We start from the raw sequence: 24786 nt of genomic DNA on the forward strand, positions 1-24786 counted from the left end.
TTAAAATACTTCTTATTTATACTTACACTAAATAAAACCTCCTACCTAATTTTAAAAATCAGATTAGAGGTTATATAGTTATAGTTAATATATTTAATTACCCTTTTTATTTATTATAGTCTTGCCATTTGACACTTCATTAATTCCATCTCCTATAGTTGCCTCCATTTCTATCTTATATACCTCCTTATAATCCTCTGTGTTTGCTTCCATATCTATATCATCCTTTTTTTTAAGCTTTTCCTTACCCCCATTATTATGTTCTCCTATACTTACATCCATGTCTACCTTATCTATTTCATTATGTTCTTCCACCTCTATTTTTCCTATTTTATTACTCTCTTCAACTTCTAACTTTTCTATTTTATTAGGCTCTTTAACTTCTACTTTATCTATTTTTTTATTAGCTTTTACCCTTTTAGTTATTATAACTGGATCCTTATCCTTAGAGGCCTCTTCCATGTTCTTAAAAATTTTAATTTCATTATTTATATATTCTTGTTTATTAACGTCAGCTTTTATAAAATCTTTATCAGTTAGAAATGAATATGCATCTTCATTTTTAATTACAGTTTCTATAATGTTTTCCGAATTAATTAATTCCTTTATAATAATTTCAATCTTAGCAGTTCCAAATTCCTCTAAAGCCTTATCATATAAAGCAAATTCATTTAATAATATTGGCCTAAAAGATGACTTTATAGCATGTAAAACTCTTACTTTATTTAATATATACTCTACCTGTTCTTCCTGTAACTCCTTAAAGGGTTCTAGCTGAAATTTAGCTTTTTCAATTTCTTCTTCTATTTGAACCTTGTATATTTCAACTAATAAAAATTCATTAAACCTAATCTTAGGCCCATCTACATATTTAGTTACTAATCGATCCTCTAGCTTATTTACTATTTTTAAGACTACTAATTCATTTAGTAATCTTTCAAATATATCTTCATCTATATCCTTTAATACATTATCTGACTCTTTTATTTGATTCGCTGATAATTTAATGTTACAGTCAGATAATAACAATTTTATTCTTATCTTATAGCAAAAGTTGTCTTGAATTTCAAGTGGCAGCTTTTCTAAAATGTGTGACATCTTATTAGTTATAATAAGTAACTTTTTATCTACATATAAGTTATGCTTTTTTATCATTGCAATTTCTTCTTTTGTATATTTACTGTTTGTACTATGATCTCCTCTTTGATCTTTATTAGGCTCTTTAGTAATGCTTTTTAAAATATCAAAAATATCCATACACTCCTCCTAAATATCTAGATTTTAAAATTCAAAAATCTTTTCCTTTATATTCCTCTTATTATTATTATTAAATATCTTAAATAAATATAACCTTTATCATTAGTAATACCTTGTTTTATCTTAATTGAAAATTATGTAGTTACAAAACCTTTATGGTTTTAACAGTTATCTTACGAGACTATATTGAATAAATTCAAAAATATCCTCCACAAATAAATACTAACCTATAATCATGGTATCTTCATACCTCACTATAGGTTAGTATTTATATTTTATTATATTGTTCTATGTTTAACTAAAGAAATTTCTTTGCCTCTTCCATTCGATTTAAAACCTCTTGGATTATTAACTTTGAAGACGCTAAGTTAAATCTAAAAAATCCATCTCCACCTTGTCCAAAAACATCTCCCATATAGACTGATACCTTTGCTTTTTCTAAAAACCAAGTCTCTATTTCTTTTGAAGTTTTTCCTGACTTACTATAGTTAATCCATAGTAAGTAAGTACCTTGCCTAGGCATCACTTTAAATTCCGGGAACTTTTCTGATAAGAAACGTCTAACTAAATCATCATTCCCATCTATATATTCTTTCATTTCTTCATACCATTCATCACAGTTGTTATAAGCTTCTTCTACTGCTTTTACAGCAAATATAGAAGGATTATGCATTCCAATACGATCAATTTCTTCTTTTACTTTATCTCTTAATTGTTTGTTAGGTATAATTAGAAAAGATACTATTACACCTGGTATATTAAAAGTTTTAGTCATAGAACCTGCAACGATTAATCTTTCATTCAACTCATCTGATAAATTTATCATTGTGGTATGTTTGATACCATTAGCAGTGATATCTCCATGGATTTCATCACAATATAGTAGTATATCCTTTTCAATACAAAAATCAGATATTTCAACTAATTCTTTCTTATTCCAAACCCTCCCTGTTGGATTATGAGGATTACATAAAATCATCATTTTTGTTTTATTTGACACCTTTTTATTCATATCTGGCCAGTCTATTACATATAAATCATCTTCTAATTTTAAATTACTAAATACCTTATTTCTATTATTCTTTGTAATTGAATTTTGTAAAGGTCCATAAGCTGGTGTATTAATTATCACATCATCGCCTTCATTGCTAAATATAGAAACGCATAGACTTGATGATATATTAATCCTTGGGCAAAATACAATCCATTCTTTAGGAATTTCTATTTCATATTGCTTTATATACCACCTTTGTATGCTATTAAATAGACCTTCACTTAAATCAGTATATCCAAAAACCCCTTGATCAATAATTTCTTTAAATCCTTTAATAATTGCAGGTGGAGACTTAAAATCCATATCTGCAACTCCCATATGAATTATTTCTGGATCTTTATAAAGTGTATCCATGGTATCCCATCTTCCACAATTAGTCCCTCTACGGTTTATTATTTCATCAAAAAGTGAATTCATTTTATTACACCTCACTTTCATTATTTAATCTTACATACTCTTCGTAATACTCGTCCCCTTCATTAATTTTTGCAATACCAAATCCAGTATATCCCCAAATGATTGCAAAAATCACTCCAGTATAACATATAATAGCCCAAGGTAAATATGAAAGAGTTGGGACTCCTAATGTTGTAGCCATATAAACCCCTGCTGCAGTCCATGGAACAATAGGTTCAACTACCGTTGCCGAATCCTCCAAAGTTCTTGATAAGTTTTTAGGAGCTAATCCTCTTTTTATATAAGTTTTACTAAACATTTCTCCAGGAATTAATATAGATAACTGTCCATTACTTGTAACAAAGACACAGGTAATACATGAAATGATAGTTGTTACAATCAATTGACCAGTACTCTTTACTGATTTCATAAGCTTTTCTAACACAATATCAAGAGATCCTGTTACTGCAAGTGTACCCGCAAATCCATAAGCACAAAAAGCAATTAATACAGTGCCTAACATTGACATCATGCCACCTCTTTGTAATAAACGAGTAATGTCAGGAATTAATGTAGTATAATCGACAATTGCAGGAGAAATCATTTCTAATTTGAAGCCTCCAATTGCTGCGTCAAAGCACTGCTTAATTGTGAATCCTTGAAATGCAATGGCATTCACAAAAGCAATTGTACTTGATAAAAGCATTACAGGTATGGTTGGTTTCTTTCTAATTGAACCATATAAAACCATCAATACTGGTATAACTGTAAAGATATTAAGTGAAAAAATCATATTTAAGGAGCCTAAGATTTCAGTTACTATTGAAGATCCGCTATTAGAAGCAACTGATACCATATTAAATCCAACAAAAGTGTATACTATGCAACAAATAGCAAAGCCAGGTAATGTTGTATAAAACATATGTTGAATATGGTCATAAAGTTTAGATCCTGCAGCAATAGGTGCTAAATTTGTAGTATCTGATAGTGGAGACATCTTATCACCAAAATATGCTCCTGATACAATTGCTCCTGCTACAATTGGAAGAGGTGCCCCCATTCCAGAAGCCACTCCCATAAGTGCAACACCTATGGTACCTGCTGATCCCCAAGATGTCCCTGTGCAAACTGAAACTACTGCTGTCACTAAAAATGATGTAATCACAATATATTTAGGATTTATAATTTTTAATCCATAGTAAACCATCATAGGAATTGTTCCACCAATCATCCATGAACCTATTAAAAATCCTACGATAATTAAGATAAATATAGCTGGCATTGTCTTAGACAACTTTTGCACAATGGAATTCATAATATCATCCCATGTATAACCTAAATAAATAGCAATTATCCCCGCTACAGCAGCTGAACATAGCATTAAAACTTCCGCGGCTAATCCCATAACACCATAGCCTATGCCTAAAAATAATATCATTGTAATAATTGGTAACACAGCTAAAAAGAAACTAGGTTTTCTCTTTTCTTTATTCATTTTATTCCCCTCCGTTAAATTGATATTTAATTATTCTTTGATACTTCTCTCTCTTTTTAATTAGTGGACTTGACATCCAGGGTGAATTAATAGCATTAGGTGCGAGTTGTGGTTCAATACATATTCCTTGATATGATTTATATATAGATTTTTCTTTTCCTAAAACATTATTTATGCTATTTCCTGTATATAGTTGAAAACATGGAGCATCTGAATATATTTTTAAACAAACCTTCTTATCTTCACTCCATATCTCAGCCAAAATTCCTAATGAATTGTTACTTTTATCAACAATATAGTTATGATCATATCCTTTACATATTCTAATCTGCTCATTATTTTTATCATTAGGTTTTTCTAATTGACATAATTCTTCAAAATCAAAAGGTGTATCTTTCGTAAAACAAATCCTATTATCTGGTATTAAGTCTTCCCTACAGGGCATAAATAATTTAGCATTCAACTTCAAGTAATGAGTAAATATATTCCCTGAATTGTGTCCATTTAAATTAAAATAACTGTGATTGGTTAAATTTATTAATGTATCTTCATCTGATTCAGCATAATAGTGAAAAATAAGTTGCTCACCTATAAGTTCTACAGTTATCTTTATTTCAATAGTTCCTGGATATTTATCTTCACTTTCTTTACAAGTGATCCTTAATATAACTGATTTCCCTTCAACTTTTCCTTTCCAGAGTTTCTTATGCAATCCAAAAGTTCCACCATGCAGATGATTTTCCCCATCATTTTTCTCTAATTGAACTATTTTTCTTCCTTGTATATAGTTTGCAGCTTCAATTCTATTGGCACAACGCCCCACAGTACTTCCAAAAAAGCAGGTATCTTTAATATATCCTTCTAAATCATCATAACCTAATACAACATCCCGATTTTCTTCTTTCATGTAAATTTTAGTTATTGTTGCACCATACTCTATTATTTGAACTTTAATCTTTTCATTTTCTAAAATAAACCCATATACAATTTCACCATTATAAGTTCCAAATGCCACCTTACTTATCATATTTCCGCTCCTTACTAAAGAGAATTTAATTCTACAAAAGTTTGTTTCAAATCATGATATAGCTTCTTATATATTTTATAGTATTTATTATAAACTTCCCTATTACGTTGGTTAGGTTTGTAATCATCCTTAAAAGATACAGCCCATTTACAAACTTCTTCAACATTGTCGTATAAGCCCACTCCTACAGAAGCTAATATAGCTGCTCCTAGGGTTGTACCTGAATCTTTAAATGTACTGCTAATATCACAGTCATAATTATCCGCTATCATTTGAGACCATATTTTATTATTGGAACCCCCACCAGTTATTTTCATTGTGTTTATTTCAATTCCAAGTTCGCTTACCACTGAATAGCAATCTCTTAAAGAGAATGTTACCCCTTCAATTACTGCCCTAAGCATACTTTCTCTTTTATGTTTAGCTGATAACCCAACAAATGCCCCTCTACATTTAGAATCTAAATGAGGAGTTCTCTCCCCCATTAAGTATGGTAGATAAATTAACTTATCACTTCCAATTTGTACTTTACTCAAGATATCATCTAGTTCCTCAAATATTACTTTTTCTGAAATATCTTTATAGAAGTTTTCTAAAAACCAAGTAAGTGATAATCCAGCTGCTTGTGTTACCCCCATAACATGCCAAGTTCCTGGTACAGCTGCACAAAATGTGTGAACTCTACCTTTTTTATCAATCTTAATTTTAGAAGTATGGGCAAATACAACTCCACTCGTTCCTATTGTAGTAAATGCCATTTTATCCTTTACTACACCACATCCTACAGCTGCAGCAGCATTATCGCCTGCCCCTGCTACTACTAATGTTTCTTTATCTAATCCAAGTTTAGTTGTAATATGCTGTTGAATTCTACCCGTAACTTCTATAGACTCATAAACCTTTGGCAAAATCCCTGGATCTAAATCCAATTTCTCCATTAGTTCTATAGACCAAGTTCTACCTTTAACATTTAACATTTGCATCCCACTAGCATCAGATACATCGGTTGCATATTCCCCCGTTAAATATAATCGCAGATAATCTTTGGGTAATAAAATGTGCCTGCAACGTTTATAATTTTCTGGTTCATTTTTCTTAACCCATATTAATTTTGATAATGTAAACCCTGGTAAAGCTGGATTTGCAGTCTCGTTAATCAAAAATTCTCTACCTAAAACTTCAGTTATTTCTTCACATTCTAAACTTGTTCTTTGATCACACCATAAAATTGCTGGTCTAATCACTTTGTTTTTTTCATCCAACATAACTAAACTATGCATCTGTCCGGTTAAACCAATGCTAATAATATCTTTTGGGTTAACCATGGATTGTTCTAATATCTTTTTTACACCCTTATCTAGGGCAGTTATCCAATCTTCTGGATTCTGTTCAGCCCAACCATTATGTGGTTGATTCATTTCATATGCTTCTGAAACCCTTTGAATTTCTTTGAATTTTTCATCATATAGTACAATTTTTAATGATGATGTCCCTAAATCCATTCCTAGTAAATATTTCACTTTAACACCTCCTTTCTAAATGAATCATAAAAATATCACATTTTGTTTTAATCTTTTAATTATTTATATAATATTTGATTTAGTATTGTTTCTAGGTATTCTTGTCTGCCACTTTCCATTGGTCTTTCTTTATTTTCAAGAGTGTACGCTTCTAGTTCTTCTAATGTAACTTCGTTATTTAAAATTTTCTTACCAATTCCTGACTCATAGCTTGCGTACCTTTTTTCAATAAACTCATCAATTCTACCATCTTCAATAACTTCATAAGCCTTTATCAATCCTAGAGCAAATGTATCCATACCGCTTATATATCCATAAACAATATCTTCAAAGGTAAAGGAAGGTCTTCTTACTTTGGCATCAAAATTTAATCCACCGTTTGTAAATCCTCCAGCTTTAATAATTTCAAGCATTGATAAAGTTGCCTCCTTAACATCTGTTGGAAATTGATCAGTATCCCAACCTAAAAGTGAGTCTCCTTGATTTGCATCCACACTTCCAAATACTCCATTTATTCTAGCTACTGCTAGTTCATGAGGAAATGTATGTCCAGCTAAAGTTGCATGATTAGCCTCAATGTTTAATTTAAAATCATCCATTAAGTCATATTTTCTAAGAAAACCAATAACTGTTGCGGCATCGAAATCATATTGATGCTTAGTTGGTTCCTTTGGTTTAGGTTCAATATAAAAATCTCCATTAAAACCTTTTTTTCTAGCATACTTAACAGCCATCTTCATTAACCTTGCCATATTATCAAGTTCAAATCCCATATCTGTGTTCAATAGAGTCTCATAACCTTCCCTTCCACCCCAAAAAACATACCCACTTCCACCTAATTGTATTGTTGCATCAATAGCATTTTTAATTTGAGAAGCTGCATAGGAAAATGAATCTGCATTACAGGATGTACCGGCACCATGCATATATCTTGGGCTTGAGAAACAGTTTGCTGTTCCCCATAATAGTTTAATATCAGTTCCTTTCATCTTTTCTTCAATGTAATCAACAATAACTGATAAATTTTCTTTAGTTTCTTTGAGGTCTTTTCCTTCTGGAACAATATCTACATCATGAAAACAAAAATATTTAATGCCGAGCTTTTTCATTAGTTCAAATGCAGCGTCAACTTTTGCTCTTGCTATTTCCATAGATTCTGTTTGTCCATAATTTCTATCTATTGTTCCTGCTCCAAAAGGATCTGTTCCCGTTGCAGTCATTGTGTGCCACCATGACATTGCAAACTTCAAATGTTCTTCCATACTCTTACCATCAATTACTCTTTTTGCATCATAAAATTTGAAAGCAAATGGATTAATTGAATCTTTTCCTTCGTATTTAACTTCTGGTATGCCTTTAAAATATTCCTTCATATCTGTCTTCCTTTCATATTGTTTATTTTAATCTTTACGTTTCGCACAAAAATTTATTATTTTTAAACAACTCAATATTAATATGTAATATCGCTAATTCAGCCTTAAAAGCATTAATTACGTAGTCTCCCTTTGAATTATCCTAGTTGTTATTAAATGCTCTTTTTCATAAACCTCCTTACCATCAATTATTTCAAACAATAATTCAATACAACGTTCTGCAATACTAATTATTGGTTGTTCAATAGTAGATAGCCTTGGACTTAAAAGGTCACATATATATGAATTATCAAAGCCTAAAAGTTTAATATCTTTAGGTACTTTTATCTGCTTTTCATTTAGATACCTCAACATTTGTGCTGCTACAATGTCATTAAATACAAATATTCCATCGTATTTCTTCATATCGTAATTATCTAAAACACCATCAATGTAATTTTTATTCTGTAAATCAAAATCAGTATCAAAGTTAATTATTTCTGGTTTGATACCTTTTTTATTAGCCGCATCTATAAATCCTTCATACCTTAATTGGGTTGCTTCAAAGCTTGTAGGTCCTTTAATGTGTAATAACTTTCTGCAACCCTTTTTATAAAGATGTTCGAATGCCTGAGCCCCTCCTTTATAATTATCCGCAGAAACTGTTATGATATTATTATTCTCAACTGTACTCTCATAAGAAATCATTGGTATGTTTATTTTATTTAATTCATTCTTGCACTGAGATCTTCCCAAAATTATACCCTCTACTCTAAATCCTTTTAATAACTCTAATGCTTGTAATTCTTTTTCTCTACTATCCTCAGTGTTACAAAGAATAATTACATACCCCTTTTCTTGAAGTAAATGCTCAAAAATAGTTGCTAATTCTGAAAAGTATGGATTAATTAAGCTTGGAAATACTAATCCGATAATTTTAGATTTACTATTAAATAGAGCACGAGCATGTTGATTAGGGGTGTAGTTCATTTCATTAATAACCATTTGGATCTTTTTAGCAGATTCTTCACTAACATATCCTGTAGAATTTATATACCTAGAAATTGTACCTATACTTAATCCACTCTCTCTTGCTATATCTCTAATATTTGCCATATGACTCACCTCCTTATGTAACATGTTACATGCCCTGTGTAACATGTTACATGTTTATAGAAAAATTACTTCTTTCTCATATTGTATATCGTTTACATACCATTGTCAAGATTTAGTCGTCTATAATAATAGTGCAATATCTTCAACTTCTTATCATTCTATCTAATATTTCTGTAACAGCTTTAGTCTTTAAGAATACAATATAACTGATGAGAATTTAAAATTCGCAGCAAAATATTAGGAGGTTTCTAATGTATAATCCATTCTTTTATTGTCCCCTTGCAGATAATCAAGCTTTTAATTCATTATTAGATGAACAAATGAGGAGTTTTTATAGGGTTGAAGATGATAACACCTCTAAAGTTTTTAATAGCCCTAAAGTTTTAGATGATCTTGAAAATGTTAATGATTTTGAAGTTTTTAATGATACTAAAGATATTGAGGATATTTATGCTTTTAATAACTTGGAAAACCTTGATGAAATTAGAGATTCTAATGAACTTCAAGATTACAATTTAATTGAAAACTTCAATGAACCTAAATTTATGGAGATTCCTCATGAAAATGATCATTCAAATGACTCTAGATCTTTAAATGAAAACTATGATGTATCTCTAGAAGATACTAGGGCTCCTCAACAAGATGTAAATAGAATACTTGCACTTCTTAACATTCAAAGGCCGCACCTTGTAAGAAACTTTGAAAGATTTGGAGTAAGTCGTGCACTTACTAATATTTACTTTAGTATTGCCATATCCTACACCATAGACAATGCTAATAGGTATAGTGGAAACATAAATCAAAGAACAAATGCTATATTTAATAATTTCAGAAGAAGTTATACTTGGATATTTGCTTCTTTACGTTCTAGTGGAGTACCTAATAATATAATTGACAGCACCTTTAAAGAGGTAATAGAATTTACTTTAATAAATACTAGTACACCTACTCCTCCTAATCCACCTAACCCATCTAATAGATGGAGTAATTGGGAAGACCTTGGTGGTGTCTTATCTTTTGGTCCTGGTGTCTCTTCATGGGCACCTAATAGACTCGATACCTTTGTAACAGGAACTGACAATGCTTTATATCATAAATGGTGGAATGGTTCAAGATGGAGTGATTTTGAAAACCTTGGTGGTGTATTAACTTCTGCACCTGCTGCTGTTTCATGGGCAAACAATAGAATTGATGTATTTGGAAGAGGTACAGACAATGCTATGTGGCATATCTTCTGGGATGGCTCAAGGTGGAGCAACTGGGAAAGCCTTGGTGGTACTTTAACATCTTCTCCTGCAGTTTCCTCTTGGTCTCGTAATAGACTTGATACCTTTGTACGTGGCACTGATAATGCTTTGTACCATAAGTGGTGGAACGGTTCAAAATGGAGTGATTGGGAAAATCTTGGTGGAAGGCTAACTTCAGCTCCTACTGCTGTTTCCTGGGGAAATAATAGAATTGATGTTCTAGCTCGTGGAGATGGCAATCGTTTGTATCACATATTCTGGAATGGCTCTAGATGGAGCAGTTGGCAAAACCTTGGTGGAAATATAACTTCAGCTCCTGCAGTATCTTCTAGAGCATCTAATAGACTTGAAGTATTTGCAAGAGGTCAAAATAACCAACTAATGACTATGTCATGGAATGGCTCAAGATGGAGCAATTGGAGTAATCTTGGAGGAACCATCACCTCTGATCCATCAGCAGTATCTTGGGGTTCAAACAGAACGGATGTATTTGCTAGAGGCAGAAATAATGCAATGTGGCATATTTGGAGAAACTAATTAATCTATAAAAATAGGGCTCTAAAGATAGAATTAATTCTATCTTTAGAGCCCTTACAATACTCTCTATTTATTTGTAAAATTCTTGAGTAGCATAGTATCTATTTCCTGATTTATAAATTCCAACTCCTATGCTTGTAAAGTTAGATGATAATATATTTGCTCTATGACCTGATGAATTCATCCAATTTGTCATGAACTTATCAGCAACAGCATTTGCATCAGAAATACCACCTATATAAGCTATATTTTCACCCCAAGCCCTATATGATACTCCATCTTTAGCCATTTGAACAGTTATAAGTTGTCCTTCTGGATTCTTATGATCAAAATAACCTCTATCAGCCATGTCCTTTGATTTAATCCTTGCATATTTCTCCATTGTGCTATTGTAGCTTAACTGAGACATTCCCGCTTTAGCTCTTTCTGCATTTACCCTATTAAATATTAGTTGCTCAACTTTTGCTTCAAAGTTTGCATCATTTGTTACTACTCCTGTGGATGGTTTAACAGGCGCAGGTGTAACCACGGGTGCCGGTGCAGGATTTGGCGTTGGTGTAGGTGTTACTACAGGAGCTGGTGCACTAGGTGTAGTATTTGGTTTTGGTGTTACAGCTGGTTTTACAATTACATTTCTCCTTGAAGGTCTGTACACCATTGAATTTCTATTTGATCTTAATAACTCAATAGAAAATTCATTATCTTTACTAGCTTCATTAATATTGTCTTCTAATTTAACATCATTATCTAGTGTAGCTTTATTAGAAACCTGCTCCTTCTTTGCTTGTCCATTAACTACCAATTCAACAAATTCATTAGTTTCATCATTTTTAACTTCTTCTGTAGCAACTTCCTTTGTAGTAGAATTTTCTTCAACTATAGTATCCTTTTCTGCTACATTGCTTTCTTTATCTTGCTTTACGCTTTCTATTCCTAAAATGGCCCTTAGCGGATTAACCCACTCACTACCACTTTTAATTGTTCCTCCCATTAATCCAGTACCTGTTAATGCACCACATATAATTAGTGTAATAAACTTTTTTCTCATTAGTTTCACTCCTTTTAATTTGTGTTGTCATTAGTTATACCACAAAATCAATGATTTTTTATTAGTAACCTGATTCCTATAATACAATAATAATCCCCTAGTGGTTAATTCAGTATTTAACTCATGAATTATCATTCTTTAACTATATCAATTTATTGTACCTTAGTATTGGCTAAAATACAGGGGCTAAGGCATACTCACATTATTAAATGTAAACATCATTGTAACTATAAATACAAATTAGACCACAAATTTCTATATATTAAAAAGCCCTAATAAAATTAGGGCAACAATTATCATATTTATTCTCTTTAAGATATAATATTACATTAATTTATTTTACATATCCAGAACCTATGCACTTACCATTTCTATTACCAAGACCTTCACCAGGGTTTACTCTACCTTCTCCAGATTTTCTAGAACCTTTTAGAGCACCTGTTCCATCACAGCTCGCTTGTCTTTCTTCCATTTTTGTGATAATTAAATCAGCCTTTTCCTGTGTTATTGTTCCTTCTTCAACCTTTTTAGCTAAAGCATCCTTTTTCATTTCAAGAACCTCAGCCTTAAATTCTGTTAGCTTTCCAGCGTCCTTTGCAATACCTCCATAAGTTTTACCTTCTTCAGACCTTTCAGCATTAACGCTGTTTACAGTTTTCCCTGTTAATCCTGCCACTGCCTCAGCCCGTGTAGTATAGTTAGATGCAGCAAATGCAGTAACTGATGTTGCGCCTATTGCAAACACTATTGCGCCTAAGGATACAACCTTTTTTATATTTTTCATATTAAATGACCTCCTTATAATTTTATACTTAGCATCTTATTGTTTGCTATGATTATAGAATATATTAAAGCTATGGCAAAATTGTGTTTTTATTCTTTTAAATTTGTGAACATTTGAGTTTGAAAAAACATACTTTTGTCACAGTATTTTTTTTAATATGTTATAATTAACATATTAAAAAGTTACGAGGTGATGCTATGCCTGTTATTTTAATTGCAGATGATAATAAACAAATTACCTCTATTTTAGGGGAATACGCAAGAAAAGAAGGATTCATACCTAAAATTGCACTAGATGGCTTTGAAGCAATGGAACTTTTCCAAAAATTCCAGCCAGACCTTATATTGCTTGATGTAATGATGCCCAAAATGGACGGCTTTGAAGTGTGTAGAAATATCCGCAAGGCCTCTAATGTTCCGGTTATAATGATTACAGCACGAGGGGAAGATTTTGAAAAGATTATGGGTCTTGATATTGGTGCAGACGATTATATTGTAAAGCCATTTTCTCCTGGTGAAGTTATGGCAAGGATACGTGCAATTCTACGAAGAATAATTCATGTAGACCTACAAAAGCAACAGATTTATTCCTTTCACAATCTAACTATCAATTTAGATGATTACATTGTAACAATAGATAATCAAAATGTATCTTTAACAAAAAAAGAAATGGAACTTTTATGGACCCTTGCCACCAACAAAAACAAGGTATTTTCTAGAGATAACTTGCTTAATCTACTTTGGGGATATGATTATTATGGAGACAGCCGAACGGTAGATTCCCATATTAAACGTCTTCGTGCAAAGCTTGAAGAATTTCATCATAGCAGCTGGGAAATAAAAACAATATGGGGCATTGGCTATAAATTCGAGGAAAAATTAGATGAAAAATAAAATTGCATTTAAACTAACAATGTATTTTTCTGCTACCCTTTTGTTATTTTCAATAATTATAGGTAGCGTTTTTATGACCCTTTTTAAAAATCACACCATGAAAATCTACAAGTCTGATTTAGGGAAACGTGCGGTAACTATTGCAGATAAACTTTCTAACCTCATAGGTGATTCAAGTTCCCCTACTAATATTATAGGTGGGAAGCATCTAGGGTACGGTTCATATCTTCGACTTTTAGATGAGATTGCCATGACAGATGTATGGATTGTGGACGAAAACCTTGATCTTATTACAGGTAGCCACATAGAAAGCAAAAAGTATCATTATGCTGATTTACCAGCGGATGCCGAAGCCGTTGTTAAAGAAGTTTTTCAAGGAAAAACAACATTTAGTGAGGGTTTTAGCAATCTTTTAAACGCTCCCACACTGACTGTAGGCACACCTATTGAAATTAAGGGAAAAGTTATTGGTGCCCTACTCCTACATTCTCCTGTAGAAGGAATGAATGACGGTGTCTCAAAAGGATTTAATATTTTAGCATTGAGCATCTTAGTGGCCCTTATCTTATCTATTCTTTTATCTATAATGCTTGCAGTAGCTTTTACAAAACCTTTAAAAAAGATGAAAAATTCAGCGCTGCAACTTGCAGGAGGCGATTATAGTACCAAAACAGATGTATATCAAAAAGATGAAATTGGAGAGCTTGCATCTGCCATTGATGTATTAAGTGATCAGCTTGACCTTGCCAGCCAGGAACGCCAAAAGCTTTATAGGCTTCGCCAGGACTTTATATCAAATATTTCTCATGAGCTTAGAACACCAGTTACAGTAATTCGAGGTTCTCTTGAAGCACTCTGTGAGGAAATAGTAACAGATCCTGATCAAATAAAAATCTATCACCGTCAAATGCTACGTGAAATCCTGTATCTACAAAGACTAGTAAATGACTTACTTGATTTATCTCGTCTTCAAAATACAGACTTCAAAATAGAAATGCAAGAGATTAACCTTTGTGATGTGCTAAATGATGTAATTCGTAGTGCAAGTCAAATTTCTAAATTAAAAAGTGTTACTATAAAGCAAAATCAAGATACTCATATATTTAAAGTATTAGGAGATTATGGGCGTTTACGGCAGATGTTATTTATTATTCTTGACAATGCCATAAAGTTTTCTCCTAAAGGTGGTGTTGTAACACTTACACTTAAAAATAGATCAGTATCAATTAAAGATAACGGAATTGGAATTTCAAAAGAAGACTTACCCTATATCTTTGACCGCTTCTATAAGGTAAAATCAGAGGCAAATAAAAACGGCACAGGTCTTGGCCTTGCTATTGCAAAGCAAATAGCAGACAGACATACTATTAATGTTACCCTTAATAGTAATCAAAATGAAGAAACACAGTTCAAATTTGAATTCTAACATAATTTATAAAATAATCCTGTTTTATAAAAACAGCACTGAGATTTTATAACCTAAGTGCTGTTTTAAAATATCCTTTAGTTGTTTTGGTATTGGTAATCCTATCTTAGCTACATTTTCTATAATACTTATTCCTTCATTGGAAATATAGAAAAAGATAATAGCAGTCCGGATTACGCTACCACTCTTAACAAAATAAATATCGATAATATTTCCTATCCTCTTTTTGTAAAAATTGAATTTTTATTACCTAAATCTTTAATTTTCTTTTTTACCCTAGTTATATTAACTGTTAATGTGTTATCATCAACAAAAGTAGTATTATCTCATAGTGCCTCAATCAATTCCTCCCTAGTAATAACTTTCCCACAATTACTCATAAGCAGCTTTAATACCTTATATTCATTTTTGCTAAGGTCTACAATCTTTTCTTCAAATTGTAGTCTCATACTATTTTCAACCAAGCTTAAGCCTTCAATATGAATATCCTCATGTGTACATCCATTATTTGTTCTTCTAAGTACAGCATTTATCTTTGCTAAAAATATACCCATGCTAAAAGGCTTAGTAATATAATCATCAGCCCAAGACTCATCTCTCTAATTTGTTCACCTTCCTCACACCTAGCTGATACAATTATTGATGGTACATTAGACTTATTTCTAATGATTTCAAAAAAATAAAAACCATCGAAGATTGGAAGGTTAATATCTAAAATAATAAGTTCAGGTTCTATCATATTTATATCCTTTAGTAAATTTTCGAACTCATCTAAAACTATAATTTCATAGCCATAGGCTTCTAAATATTCTTTCATATATTTTCTTAATTTAAAATCATCTTCTATTATTAAAACTTATAGGATGATTTTTTCAGAAACATATAGTATTGTATCCAAATACCCATCATAGACATAGTTTGGAATAGTGAAAGCAGATTTTTAAAATACATAATAAGTATGCTGGTGTTACAGTGAAAATCACATGCATTTATGGATCAGAGATAAAATAAAGAGGCTGTGCCAAAATTTTGTTTTGAGGCAGCCTCTTATTATCCTATTCCTCTATAATATCTTAATTAATTCCAACAGTTGTATATGCATCTATTACTGCTTTTGCTTCTGCTGAATTAGCTCCATATAAATCTTGTGCAGCTTGAACTAGTCCAAGTTTTGCTTGTACAAAATTAGTAGTAGAGTTAAAATATACTGTTAAAGCTCTGTAATAAATTCTAGATGTCTTTTCACATCCAATGCTTTGAGCTACTAAATATCCAGCCTTATTTGGAATACCTGAATTAATATGAACTCCACCATAATCTCCCGCTTTTGTATTTGGTAGATTTCTATAATTATTCATATGATCTGGTTGATTGTATAAGGTTGGATTTACTAAACTTCTTAGAGCATCTCCTGGTACGCTTGGCGTATAAATTTCGTCTCCAACCACCCAATCACCAGAATTGAACTCCCATGTCCCACCATTATCAACATTATATTTATCATAAGTCTGAGTTAAAACTCCAAATATATCTGACATAGATTCATTAAGAGCACCTGATTGATTCTCATAATTTAAATTACAAGTATGAGTTGTTACACCGTGAGTCATTTCATGTGCTACTACATCTAAATCTCCTGAAAGTGGTGCAAATAATCTACCATCTCCATCACCATAAACCATCTTATAACCATTCCAAAAAGCATTATTATAAGCGGATCCATAATGTGCTACTGAATTTATTGACATTCCTTTATTATCTATACTATTTCTGTTAAACATATTTTTATAAAAATCATATACAACTCCTGCATAACTGTGGGCACTTACCGCTGATGGATCATTGATAGTGTTAGTTTCATTATAAATTAAAGATCCATTTGTGGTATTTCTATAATTAGCTGTATAGGTGCTAATATATCCACCCATATTTTTTGTTCTATCTTGAAGATAATGTTTTATACCTGATTTATAAAGGTTTAAACTTCTTTCATCTCCGTTTACAGCAATACCAGAACCTGCAACATTATCTTCTCTTATAAGGTTCTTACATTCTATAATCTCTCCACTATAAACATCTACAAATATATCCCAGCTTCCAAAAGTAGGCATGTCATAAACTATATTAACTTTATAAACCTCATAAGCCTTAGAATCTTTATAATAAATATAATTTTCCGCTACAACCTCTTCACTTAATTCATAAAATTCCTTAGAATTTTTAGCTATTTCTATAGCTTCTTCTGAATCTATAGGGTTACTATTCTCCTTCTCTATGGAATCAATTCTATTCTCAAGAGTACCTGTTATTGTTATTAATTCCCCATTATCATTAAAATGTGCTTTAACATTTTTTCCATATATCTTTTTACCATCAAAAACTTGTTCTAAAGATACATGGGTAAATCCAAGCTCATCCTTCTCTACTTCCTTCAATGAAAAATCATTATATTCATTAGAGATTTCAAAAAGCTTATTATTATTATTCATAAATTCAATAACTTTGTCAGCAGATGGAGTTAAATCCTCAGACAAGGTTCCTTTTATAAAGATTTGAATACCATTATCTTTTTGTAAATATACTTTTTCTTCTCCTTTACTTAGTTCCTCGAATTGCTTTAAGATTTCTTCTTTCCCTTTTAATGTTGAGTCTAAATCAACTCCATAAGATATTTGTACGGGTACCATAGTTGCAACTAAAAACGCAGTCAAAATCACTAAGATTCTCTTTTTCACAATATCACCTCACTATTATTTTCATTATATGTTGTATGTATATTTATGTTTCATGTATATTCATGCTTATTTTAAATCAATTACTTTCTTTTTTCTGTTAAAAGAATATCTAAAAATCAAGTTAGATAGTGTTAGAAAACAACATATTTAATTTCGCTCTCTTAAATGCAAAAAATTTAGGTGATTTTTATTTAAAGACAACCTTTTCTAATTTTATTTTGCATTTAAATTTATTTGAAGTATAATTATAGTGACAAAATTGTATATCATAAAGGAGGATAAAAAAATTGAATAACAAAAAATTATTGAGCCTTTTTGTAACCCTTTCCTTATCCCTGTCTACTGTTACTTCATTTAATTTAAAATCAGCAAAAGCTGAAACTATTAGTGAGGATGTAACCATTACCATTTTACAAAGTTCTGATGTACATGGAAGATTCATGCCTTGGGACTATTCAGCAGACGAATCTAATACCAAAGGAAGCATGACACAAATATCTTCTATAGTGAAGGATGTACGCTCTAAAAATCCTAATGTTATATTAGTAGATGCAGGCGATGCCATTCAGGATAATTCTGTAGAAACTTTTAATAAAGGTGCTGAACAGCCTATGGTGACTGCTATGAATTATTTAAATTATGACGTTTGGGCCATGGGTAATCATGAATTTAACTTTGGATTAGATACCCTACAGAATGTAACTAATCAATTTAAAACTGGACAAGCTATTGTAGGTAACTTATATAATGAAGACGGAACTAGATTTATGCCTGCTTACTCTATAGTTGAAAGAAATGGTATAAAAATAGGAGTTATAGGTATGACGACCCCGCTTATTGAAAAGTTTGAAGCTGGAACTGATCATTTAAAAGGTGTTCATACTACAGATCCTGTAGAAGAAACTAAAAAGGTAGTAAAAGAACTTGAAGGAAAAGTAGATGTGATGGTTGGACTTATTCACATGGGCGAAGATAATGAAAATGAAATTGCAAATACTGGTGTAACTGACTTAGCTAATGCTGTGCCTGAACTTTCCGTTATATTTGCAGCTCATATGCATAAACAAATCGATGGAAAACTTATAAACGGAGTACTTGTAACAGAACCTTCAAAATACGGAGAACGTTTATCTAAGGTAGATTTAACCTTTAAAAAGGAAAATAATAAATATGTTGTTAAAGATAAGAAATCCACTGTTATAGATGTATCAAAATATAAATCAGATAAAGAGCTTGAAGATAAATTACAACCTTTCCATAACGCTTTAAGAGATGAAGCAAACAAGGTTATTGGTGAGCTTAAAGTTATGCCTTTAGTACCTGATGAGCAAATTAAAGGTATACCTGAAATTCAAATAACACCAACAGCTCTTACTACATTTTTTAATGAAGTTCAATTATACTATAGTAAGGCTGATGCAGTAGCTATAGGCATAGAAAATGAAAGAGCAAAATTAAGTGTAGGACCTATAAAGAAAAAGGATATAGCCTTTAACTATAGATATACTGGTGGTGAAACTACAGTATATGAAGTTACAGGAAAAGACCTTAAAGATTACATGGAATGGTCAGCTGCCTACTTTAATCAACTTAAAGAAGGTGATATCACTCCAAGCTTTAACCCTTCTAGAAGAAATTCAAAGTACAGCACTAATGACATCTTTGGTGGAATAAACTACAATATTGATCTATCAAAACCTACTGGAAATAGAATAGTTAATTTAACTTATATAGATGGAAAAGAAATCAAAGATAGTGATACCCTTAAATTAGGTCTTAATTCCTACCGTATGGATCAATTGTTATCAAAAGGTGGAGCCCTAGAAGGAAGATCTAATATCAAAAAATTGTGGTCCTCTAAAGATGAATATGGCGAAGATGCTGGAACCATAAGAAATCGTTCTATAGATTATATAATGAATGTTAAAGGTGGTATACTAAATGGCCATGTAGCTGAAAATTGGTCACTTTTAGGTATAGATAAACTTTCTAAAGAATATGATCTTGTAACAAAGCTAGTACAAAAAGGATTATTAAGTGTTCCAACTAGTGAAGATGGAAAATATACAAATGTTGCTTCTATAAATATAAATGATATTCCAAAAGAAGAATTAGATAACCTTTATACTAAAAATGAAGATGATAATGAGTTACCTATTACTTTTGATAATAATAACGACAAGGTGGAATCTTCAGAGCCTTCAAATGATTCTTCAAAAACTAATATAAATTATAGTGCCTTACCTAAGACAGGATCTCCTATAGGATTATCCCTTATAATCATCTTAGGTCTATCATTAACCGCTACAGGTGTCTCGATACTAAAAAGAGGTAAATAATTCTTTTAATATTAAGGCTTATAAAAAAATAGCAATATAAAAAGTGATGAAAAAAGGTACTCCATAATTAATTATAGAGTACCTTTTTTATACCACAATTTCCGTATTGTAATATTAAAATCCTACATTAGACTTAAAATCACCTTATTTAAATATTCCAAAAGGCTTACCCACTGGTAAAAACACCTTACCAAAATGAGTGTTTAATAACGCTGCAGCACTTCCGTAAAAAGATAATATTGCTATTGTAAATTCTGCATAAGCCGCCATACTATGTGAAAACTCTTTCATTATTCCAAATGAACTTAATGTAAGTCCTAAAAATAAGAAGTCAATGCCTACAAATATAAGGAATAAAACCTTATGAGTCTCCATTGCTCCTATAGTCATAAATGCAGTAAATATTAAATATGACAAAAATGCAAACCCTAGTTGCTTAGGATCAGCCTTAGATGCAAGCTCTGCGCCGAAAACCCCATTTTGTATAAGCCATGTAAATCCCATAGCAAACCAAAAGAATGCATAAGCTGCAAATGCCGTAGCACCAAAAGTATTGTTATGTTTAAAATCATTTATACTTGCAAGTAATTGAGCAAAGGCCCCTAAAAATATTGCCCAAGGTAAAACAAAAGAAACATCTTGTGTAAATCCAAGCTTTTGGGAAGATGCCACTAAAGTTATAACTGCAAGACCAAATAAACCTAGTGCAGATGGATCTGCTGTAACTATCTGTACCTTATTATCATTATTCATTTTTTCCCCCTATGTACTAGTAAATTACATAAGTTATATACATTGTTATCCTACCATTTAAAATATAATAAATTAAAGCATTAAAATCCTCTTATTAAATAAAAATAACGTATAAAACAAATGCCTCTATAATTTATTATAAATTTCGTGCAATGTCAATGGGTAATCTATATTCTTTTGCGAATTTTGGATCCATCTGAATATTTTAGTTTACACTAAATTAAATCCTTAAATTAATTTTAAATTTTAAACTTTTGCACCATTTCATTAAGCTTCTCTGAAAGACTTGTTTGCATTTCAGCTGTCTTAGCTACTTGCTTTATAGCCATTGTGGTTTCATTCATGCTTTCTTTTATGGTTTCTGCTTTTTCACTAGATCCTTGAGAAGCATTTGCCATATTTTCAACTGCCTCACTTACTTGCCCAACTGTTGCTGTGATTTCTTCTGACATTGCTGCTATTTCTTCTGACATCTTAGTTACGAAATCAGCATCATTATAATACTGATTTCCAGTCTCCTTATAACCATTAAATTGCTCGTTTACATTCGTATTTATAAATTCTAATATATCTTTCCCTGTATCAATACTTCTTTTAAAAGCCTGTTGAACTTTTAAAATAGTATCTTGAATATTTATTACTGATTGCGATGATTGTTCCGCTAGTGTCCTTACTTCCTCTGCTACTACTGCAAAACCTTTTCCTTGTTCTCCAGCTCTTGCAGCTTCTATTGCAGCATTTAATGCTAATAAGTTAGTTTGTTCAGCTATACTGCCTATAGTATCTGCCATAACTTTTATGCTATCTACTACTCTTCCCTCTTCTATAGCAACTTCCATATTTCTTTGTTTTTCAGCATATAGATTTTTAGTTTCTTGAATAGCTTTTTCACTATTATTTTTAACAGAGGTAGCTCTCAATTTAAATTCATTTGAATTATTACTTCCTTCCATAGCTTTTGAAGATAATATATTTATACTTGAATCTACTTCCTCCATTGACGCACTTATTTCCTCTGTAGTTGCACTTGATTCTTGCATACCATCTGAAATAACACCTACTGCATCATCAATAGTTTCTGCTTTTAAAGATAATTGTTCTACCGTAGCCAAAAGTTCTTGTGAAGATGCACTAAGGTTTTGTGAATTATCCATTATTTCTTTTATTAATGAGGTTAATTGTTTTTGCATTTTATATAATGAATTATTTATCTTTCCTATTTCATCCTTACTTTTTATGTTTATTTTTAGATCCTCAGATGAAAAATCCCCTGTTGCAAATTTTTCTATATTATTAACTATTGCTCCAAAAGGCTTAAATATTTTAATTAAAACAATAGATAATAAACCACTCATTATAACAATACTTAATACTGTTAAAATAATAAGTTTATGTAAAAGATCTTTAATGGGCGCCATTATGTAGGTTTCAGGCACTGCAAATCCAAATATCCAATTTGAACTTTTAACTTTAGAAGTTACAAAATATTTATTAGTATCATCATAATCTTGTACAAGATTTAATGTATTATCCTCATTAAATTGTTCGGCTATATGACTAAATCTATCATTTAGTACCTTTTCAAAACTTATACTACCTTTTTCCGTTGGTTTAAATTCCTCATTAGGGTGAACTACATAATTTCTATTATCATCTAAAAGAAATGCATAAGAATCTTCACCTGCATTTGCATCTTTAGTCAAATTCACTAAATAATCCACAAAAACATCTGCTGCTGCAACCCCAATTACTATTCCATTATCCCTTACAGGCTTTGCAATAGTTACTACCATATTATCACTAAAAGCATCTATGTACGGTGCTGTAAATATAAGCTTGTCTTCCTTTAAGGCCTGTTTATACCACTCCCTTTGTGTGGGATCATAATCTTCTGGTATATTTGTTGAGGAATTAAATATAACCTGTTTGTCTTTAAATCCAATATAAAGAGCTGAAAACCCCTTATTATTATCAATTTTATTATTTAAAAAAGATGTTAAAATTTCATTGTTGTAACCCTCCATCTTTTCCAAATCACTACTAAGCTCATCCACAACCTTTCCCTGAGTATTTAACCAGCCATCAAAATTAATGGAATAAGTATCTGCTTGAAACTGAATTTTTGATAATGTTTCTTTTTTAATGTTATTTTTAGATGTCCTATAACCCATTCCTGATACTAAAACGATAAAACTTACGGATATGATTAAGGAAATGCTTATTATCTTACCTTTAATAGAATTCACTTTATTACCTTCTTTCTAATCTTATTTTAATTTGTTCACTCTTTATTTATATATTAATCTCAATTTTAACCCTTTCTTTAATCGTTATCAACAATTTTTTTACTTATTTGTATATTCATAAACATTTCATTATTAAATTTAAATTAAACACTAAAAGAAAAAGGCACCCATCTCTAGGTGAGCCGACCCCTAAAAGTTAGACCTAAAAATCTAGCAATTGGAGGTCGGCTTTTTATGGCAAAATATGATTATGAATTCAAGAAAAGAATTGTAAATTCATACATGAATGGTGAAGGGGGAAAAACTTTTTAGCAAATAAGTATGGTGTAAAATCTTCTCGAGATGTTATGAAATGGGTAAACGATTTTAGAATTGCTGGTCCTGATGCTTTACGACCCAAAAGAAAGGGGCGCCGTTCCAAAGTGTCTAAGCCAAAGGAAAGTAAACTCACAAATATTGAAAATGTAAGCAATAATTCAGAGTATTTAAAACAACTTGAAGATGAAAATCTCAAGTTAAGAATAGAGAATTCCTATTTAAAAGAACTGAGGAGGCTGCGTTTAGAGGAGGAAACTCTTCTGAAAAAAAAGCGAGAATCATCCACAGCCTCCGCGGAGATTTCAAACTGAAAGATATTCTCGCATTCACAGGTTTTCCTAAAGCAACATATATGTACTGGCAAAAACGCTTTGATAGAGAAAATCCAAATGAAGATCTTGAGCAAAGAATCCTTGAAATTAGAAAAGAAAACAAAGATTTTGGTTATCGTCGGATTTATGGAGAATTAAGAAAACAGGGACTCATTGTAAATAAAAAACGTGTTCAAAGAGTTGTTCAAAAGCTTGGGCTACAAGTTTCTTCGTTTACCAGAAAAAGCCGTAAATACAGTTCTTATAAAGGCAAGGTGGGCAAGGTTGCTCCGAATAGAATTCACAGGAGATTTGATACTCATATTCAACACCAAAAGATTACAACAGACACCTCTGAATTTAAGTATTATGATATAGATGACAAATGAAGAATGATCATCAAGAAGCTCTATCTGGATCCATTTATGGATATGTACAATAGAGAAATAATTAGCTATGCTATTTCGCAACGACCATCTGCTGAGAATATAATGAATGCTTTAAATGAAGCCATAAAAATTACAAGCGATTGTAAATACAGGCGCACATTTCATTCAGATCAAGGATGGGCTTACCAAATGAAGGCTTATAGTTATAATCTGAATGAAAATAAAATATTCCAAAGTATGTCCCGGAAAGGAAACTGCCATGATAATTCAGTAATGGAAAACTTCTTTGGAATTATGAAACAAGAAATGTATTATGGTGTGGTTTATTATAGCTATGAGGAACTGAAAGAGACAATAGACAAATACATAAAGTATTATAACGAGAAACGAATTAAAGAGAAACTAGGATGGATGAGTCCTGTAGAATACAGACTTAGCCACTTAGCTGCATAAAATTATTGCATAGCAGTTAAAAACTACTACGCAATAAAGTCTAACTTAATGGGGTCACATCATAAAGCAATTTTTATTAGGTGTTCTTAA

General features: G+C 31.3%; 18 protein-coding genes and 2 pseudogenes. 5 read left to right on the forward strand and 15 right to left on the reverse strand.

What is annotated here, in order from left to right; translation table 11 throughout:
- Positions 1 to 93: 93 nt before the first annotated feature.
- From BV55_RS0100155 to BV55_RS0100185, 7 genes are all read right to left on the reverse strand, one after another.
- Positions 94 to 1257, reverse strand: a complete 1164-nt coding sequence (locus tag BV55_RS0100155; protein WP_029450672.1) for a hypothetical protein — start codon at positions 1255 to 1257, stop codon at positions 94 to 96.
- A gap of 298 nt (positions 1258 to 1555) precedes the next feature.
- Positions 1556 to 2728, reverse strand: coding sequence for a MalY/PatB family protein (locus BV55_RS0100160; protein ID WP_029450673.1), 1173 nt, complete (start codon positions 2726 to 2728; stop codon positions 1556 to 1558).
- A gap of 4 nt (positions 2729 to 2732) precedes the next feature.
- Positions 2733 to 4202: a Na+/H+ antiporter NhaC gene (gene nhaC / locus BV55_RS0100165; protein WP_029450674.1), complete on the reverse strand. Its 1470-nt coding sequence runs from the start codon at positions 4200 to 4202 to the stop codon at positions 2733 to 2735.
- Between the two features lies 1 nt (position 4203).
- Entirely contained in the window at positions 4204 to 5229 is a 1026-nt protein-coding gene (locus BV55_RS0100170) for an aldose epimerase family protein (RefSeq protein WP_051652336.1), read from the reverse strand.
- Positions 5230 to 5243: 14 nt separating this feature from the next.
- Complete coding sequence (gene xylB, locus BV55_RS0100175) at positions 5244 to 6749, reverse strand: xylulokinase (protein ID WP_198023172.1); 1506 nt, start codon at positions 6747 to 6749, stop codon at positions 5244 to 5246.
- Positions 6750 to 6808: 59 nt separating this feature from the next.
- Positions 6809 to 8122: a xylose isomerase gene (gene xylA, locus BV55_RS0100180; RefSeq protein ID WP_029450677.1), complete on the reverse strand. Its 1314-nt coding sequence runs from the start codon at positions 8120 to 8122 to the stop codon at positions 6809 to 6811.
- A 117-nt stretch (positions 8123 to 8239) separates the two neighbouring features.
- Positions 8240 to 9217 (reverse strand): LacI family DNA-binding transcriptional regulator, encoded by a 978-nt coding sequence (locus BV55_RS0100185; RefSeq protein ID WP_029450678.1) that lies wholly within the window; start codon positions 9215 to 9217, stop codon positions 8240 to 8242.
- A gap of 914 nt (positions 9218 to 10131) precedes the next feature.
- Between BV55_RS0100185 and BV55_RS15760 the strand changes: the two genes are divergently transcribed.
- Positions 10132 to 11001, forward strand: coding sequence for a PLL family lectin (locus BV55_RS15760; protein ID WP_479723177.1), 870 nt, complete (start codon positions 10132 to 10134; stop codon positions 10999 to 11001).
- Positions 11002 to 11071: 70 nt separating this feature from the next.
- On the opposite strand, the gene BV55_RS15640 is transcribed toward BV55_RS15760, so the two are convergent.
- Together BV55_RS15640 and BV55_RS0100200 are read right to left on the reverse strand one after the other, a co-directional pair.
- Positions 11072 to 12049, reverse strand: coding sequence for a CAP domain-containing protein (locus tag BV55_RS15640; RefSeq protein WP_051652337.1), 978 nt, complete (start codon positions 12047 to 12049; stop codon positions 11072 to 11074).
- A gap of 334 nt (positions 12050 to 12383) precedes the next feature.
- Positions 12384 to 12833: a DUF2680 domain-containing protein gene (locus BV55_RS0100200; protein WP_029450681.1), complete on the reverse strand. Its 450-nt coding sequence runs from the start codon at positions 12831 to 12833 to the stop codon at positions 12384 to 12386.
- Between the two features lie 197 nt (positions 12834 to 13030).
- On the opposite strand from BV55_RS0100200, the gene BV55_RS0100205 reads away from it, so the two are divergent.
- Entirely contained in the window at positions 13031 to 13726 is a 696-nt protein-coding gene (locus tag BV55_RS0100205) for a response regulator transcription factor (protein WP_029450682.1), read from the forward strand.
- A complete protein-coding gene (locus BV55_RS0100210) occupies positions 13716 to 15152 on the forward strand; it encodes a sensor histidine kinase (RefSeq protein WP_029450683.1) in 1437 nt (478 codons plus the stop codon). The genes BV55_RS0100205 and BV55_RS0100210 overlap by 11 nt, the downstream gene beginning before the upstream one ends.
- Before the next feature lie 24 nt (positions 15153 to 15176).
- Here BV55_RS0100210 and BV55_RS15195 read toward each other — a convergent pair.
- The 4 genes and pseudogenes from BV55_RS15195 to BV55_RS0100220 all read right to left on the reverse strand — a co-directional run.
- Positions 15177 to 15371 (reverse strand): annotated as a pseudogene (locus BV55_RS15195) (phage holin family protein); the annotation flags it as partial.
- Positions 15372 to 15478: 107 nt separating this feature from the next.
- Positions 15479 to 15706 (reverse strand): winged helix-turn-helix domain-containing protein, encoded by a 228-nt coding sequence (locus BV55_RS15765; RefSeq protein ID WP_242850824.1) that lies wholly within the window; start codon positions 15704 to 15706, stop codon positions 15479 to 15481.
- The gene (locus BV55_RS15770) at positions 15691 to 15969 is read right to left on the reverse strand and encodes a response regulator (protein ID WP_242850825.1); all 279 of its coding nucleotides are present in this window, start codon (positions 15967 to 15969) and stop codon (positions 15691 to 15693) included. Before BV55_RS15770 ends, BV55_RS15765 begins: the two co-directional genes overlap by 16 nt.
- A 256-nt stretch (positions 15970 to 16225) precedes the next feature.
- Positions 16226 to 17887, reverse strand: a complete 1662-nt coding sequence (locus tag BV55_RS0100220) for a M4 family metallopeptidase (RefSeq protein ID WP_029450684.1) — start codon at positions 17885 to 17887, stop codon at positions 16226 to 16228.
- A 287-nt stretch (positions 17888 to 18174) separates the two neighbouring features.
- On the opposite strand from BV55_RS0100220, the gene BV55_RS0100225 reads away from it, so the two are divergent.
- Entirely contained in the window at positions 18175 to 20226 is a 2052-nt protein-coding gene (locus BV55_RS0100225) for a bifunctional metallophosphatase/5'-nucleotidase (RefSeq protein ID WP_242850826.1), read from the forward strand.
- Positions 20227 to 20370: 144 nt separating this feature from the next.
- Here the strand turns inward: BV55_RS0100225 and BV55_RS0100230 are convergent, their stop codons facing one another.
- On the reverse strand, positions 20371 to 20979 hold the full coding sequence (locus BV55_RS0100230; RefSeq protein WP_029450686.1) for an acetate uptake transporter: 609 nt from the start codon (positions 20977 to 20979) through the stop codon (positions 20371 to 20373).
- 239 nt (positions 20980 to 21218) lie between these two features.
- Positions 21219 to 23225 carry a methyl-accepting chemotaxis protein gene (locus tag BV55_RS0100235; protein WP_029450687.1) on the reverse strand — a complete coding sequence of 669 codons (2007 nt, stop codon included), beginning with the start codon at positions 23223 to 23225 and terminating at the stop codon, positions 21219 to 21221.
- A 234-nt stretch (positions 23226 to 23459) separates the two neighbouring features.
- Here BV55_RS0100235 and BV55_RS15200 point away from each other — a divergent pair.
- Positions 23460 to 24696, forward strand: a pseudogene (locus BV55_RS15200) (IS3 family transposase).
- The last annotated feature ends 90 nt before the right edge of the window (positions 24697 to 24786 follow it).

The organism is Clostridium algidicarnis, from assembly GCF_000703125.1.
Classification (GTDB): Bacteria; Bacillota; Clostridia; order Clostridiales; family Clostridiaceae; genus Clostridium_L; species Clostridium_L algidicarnis.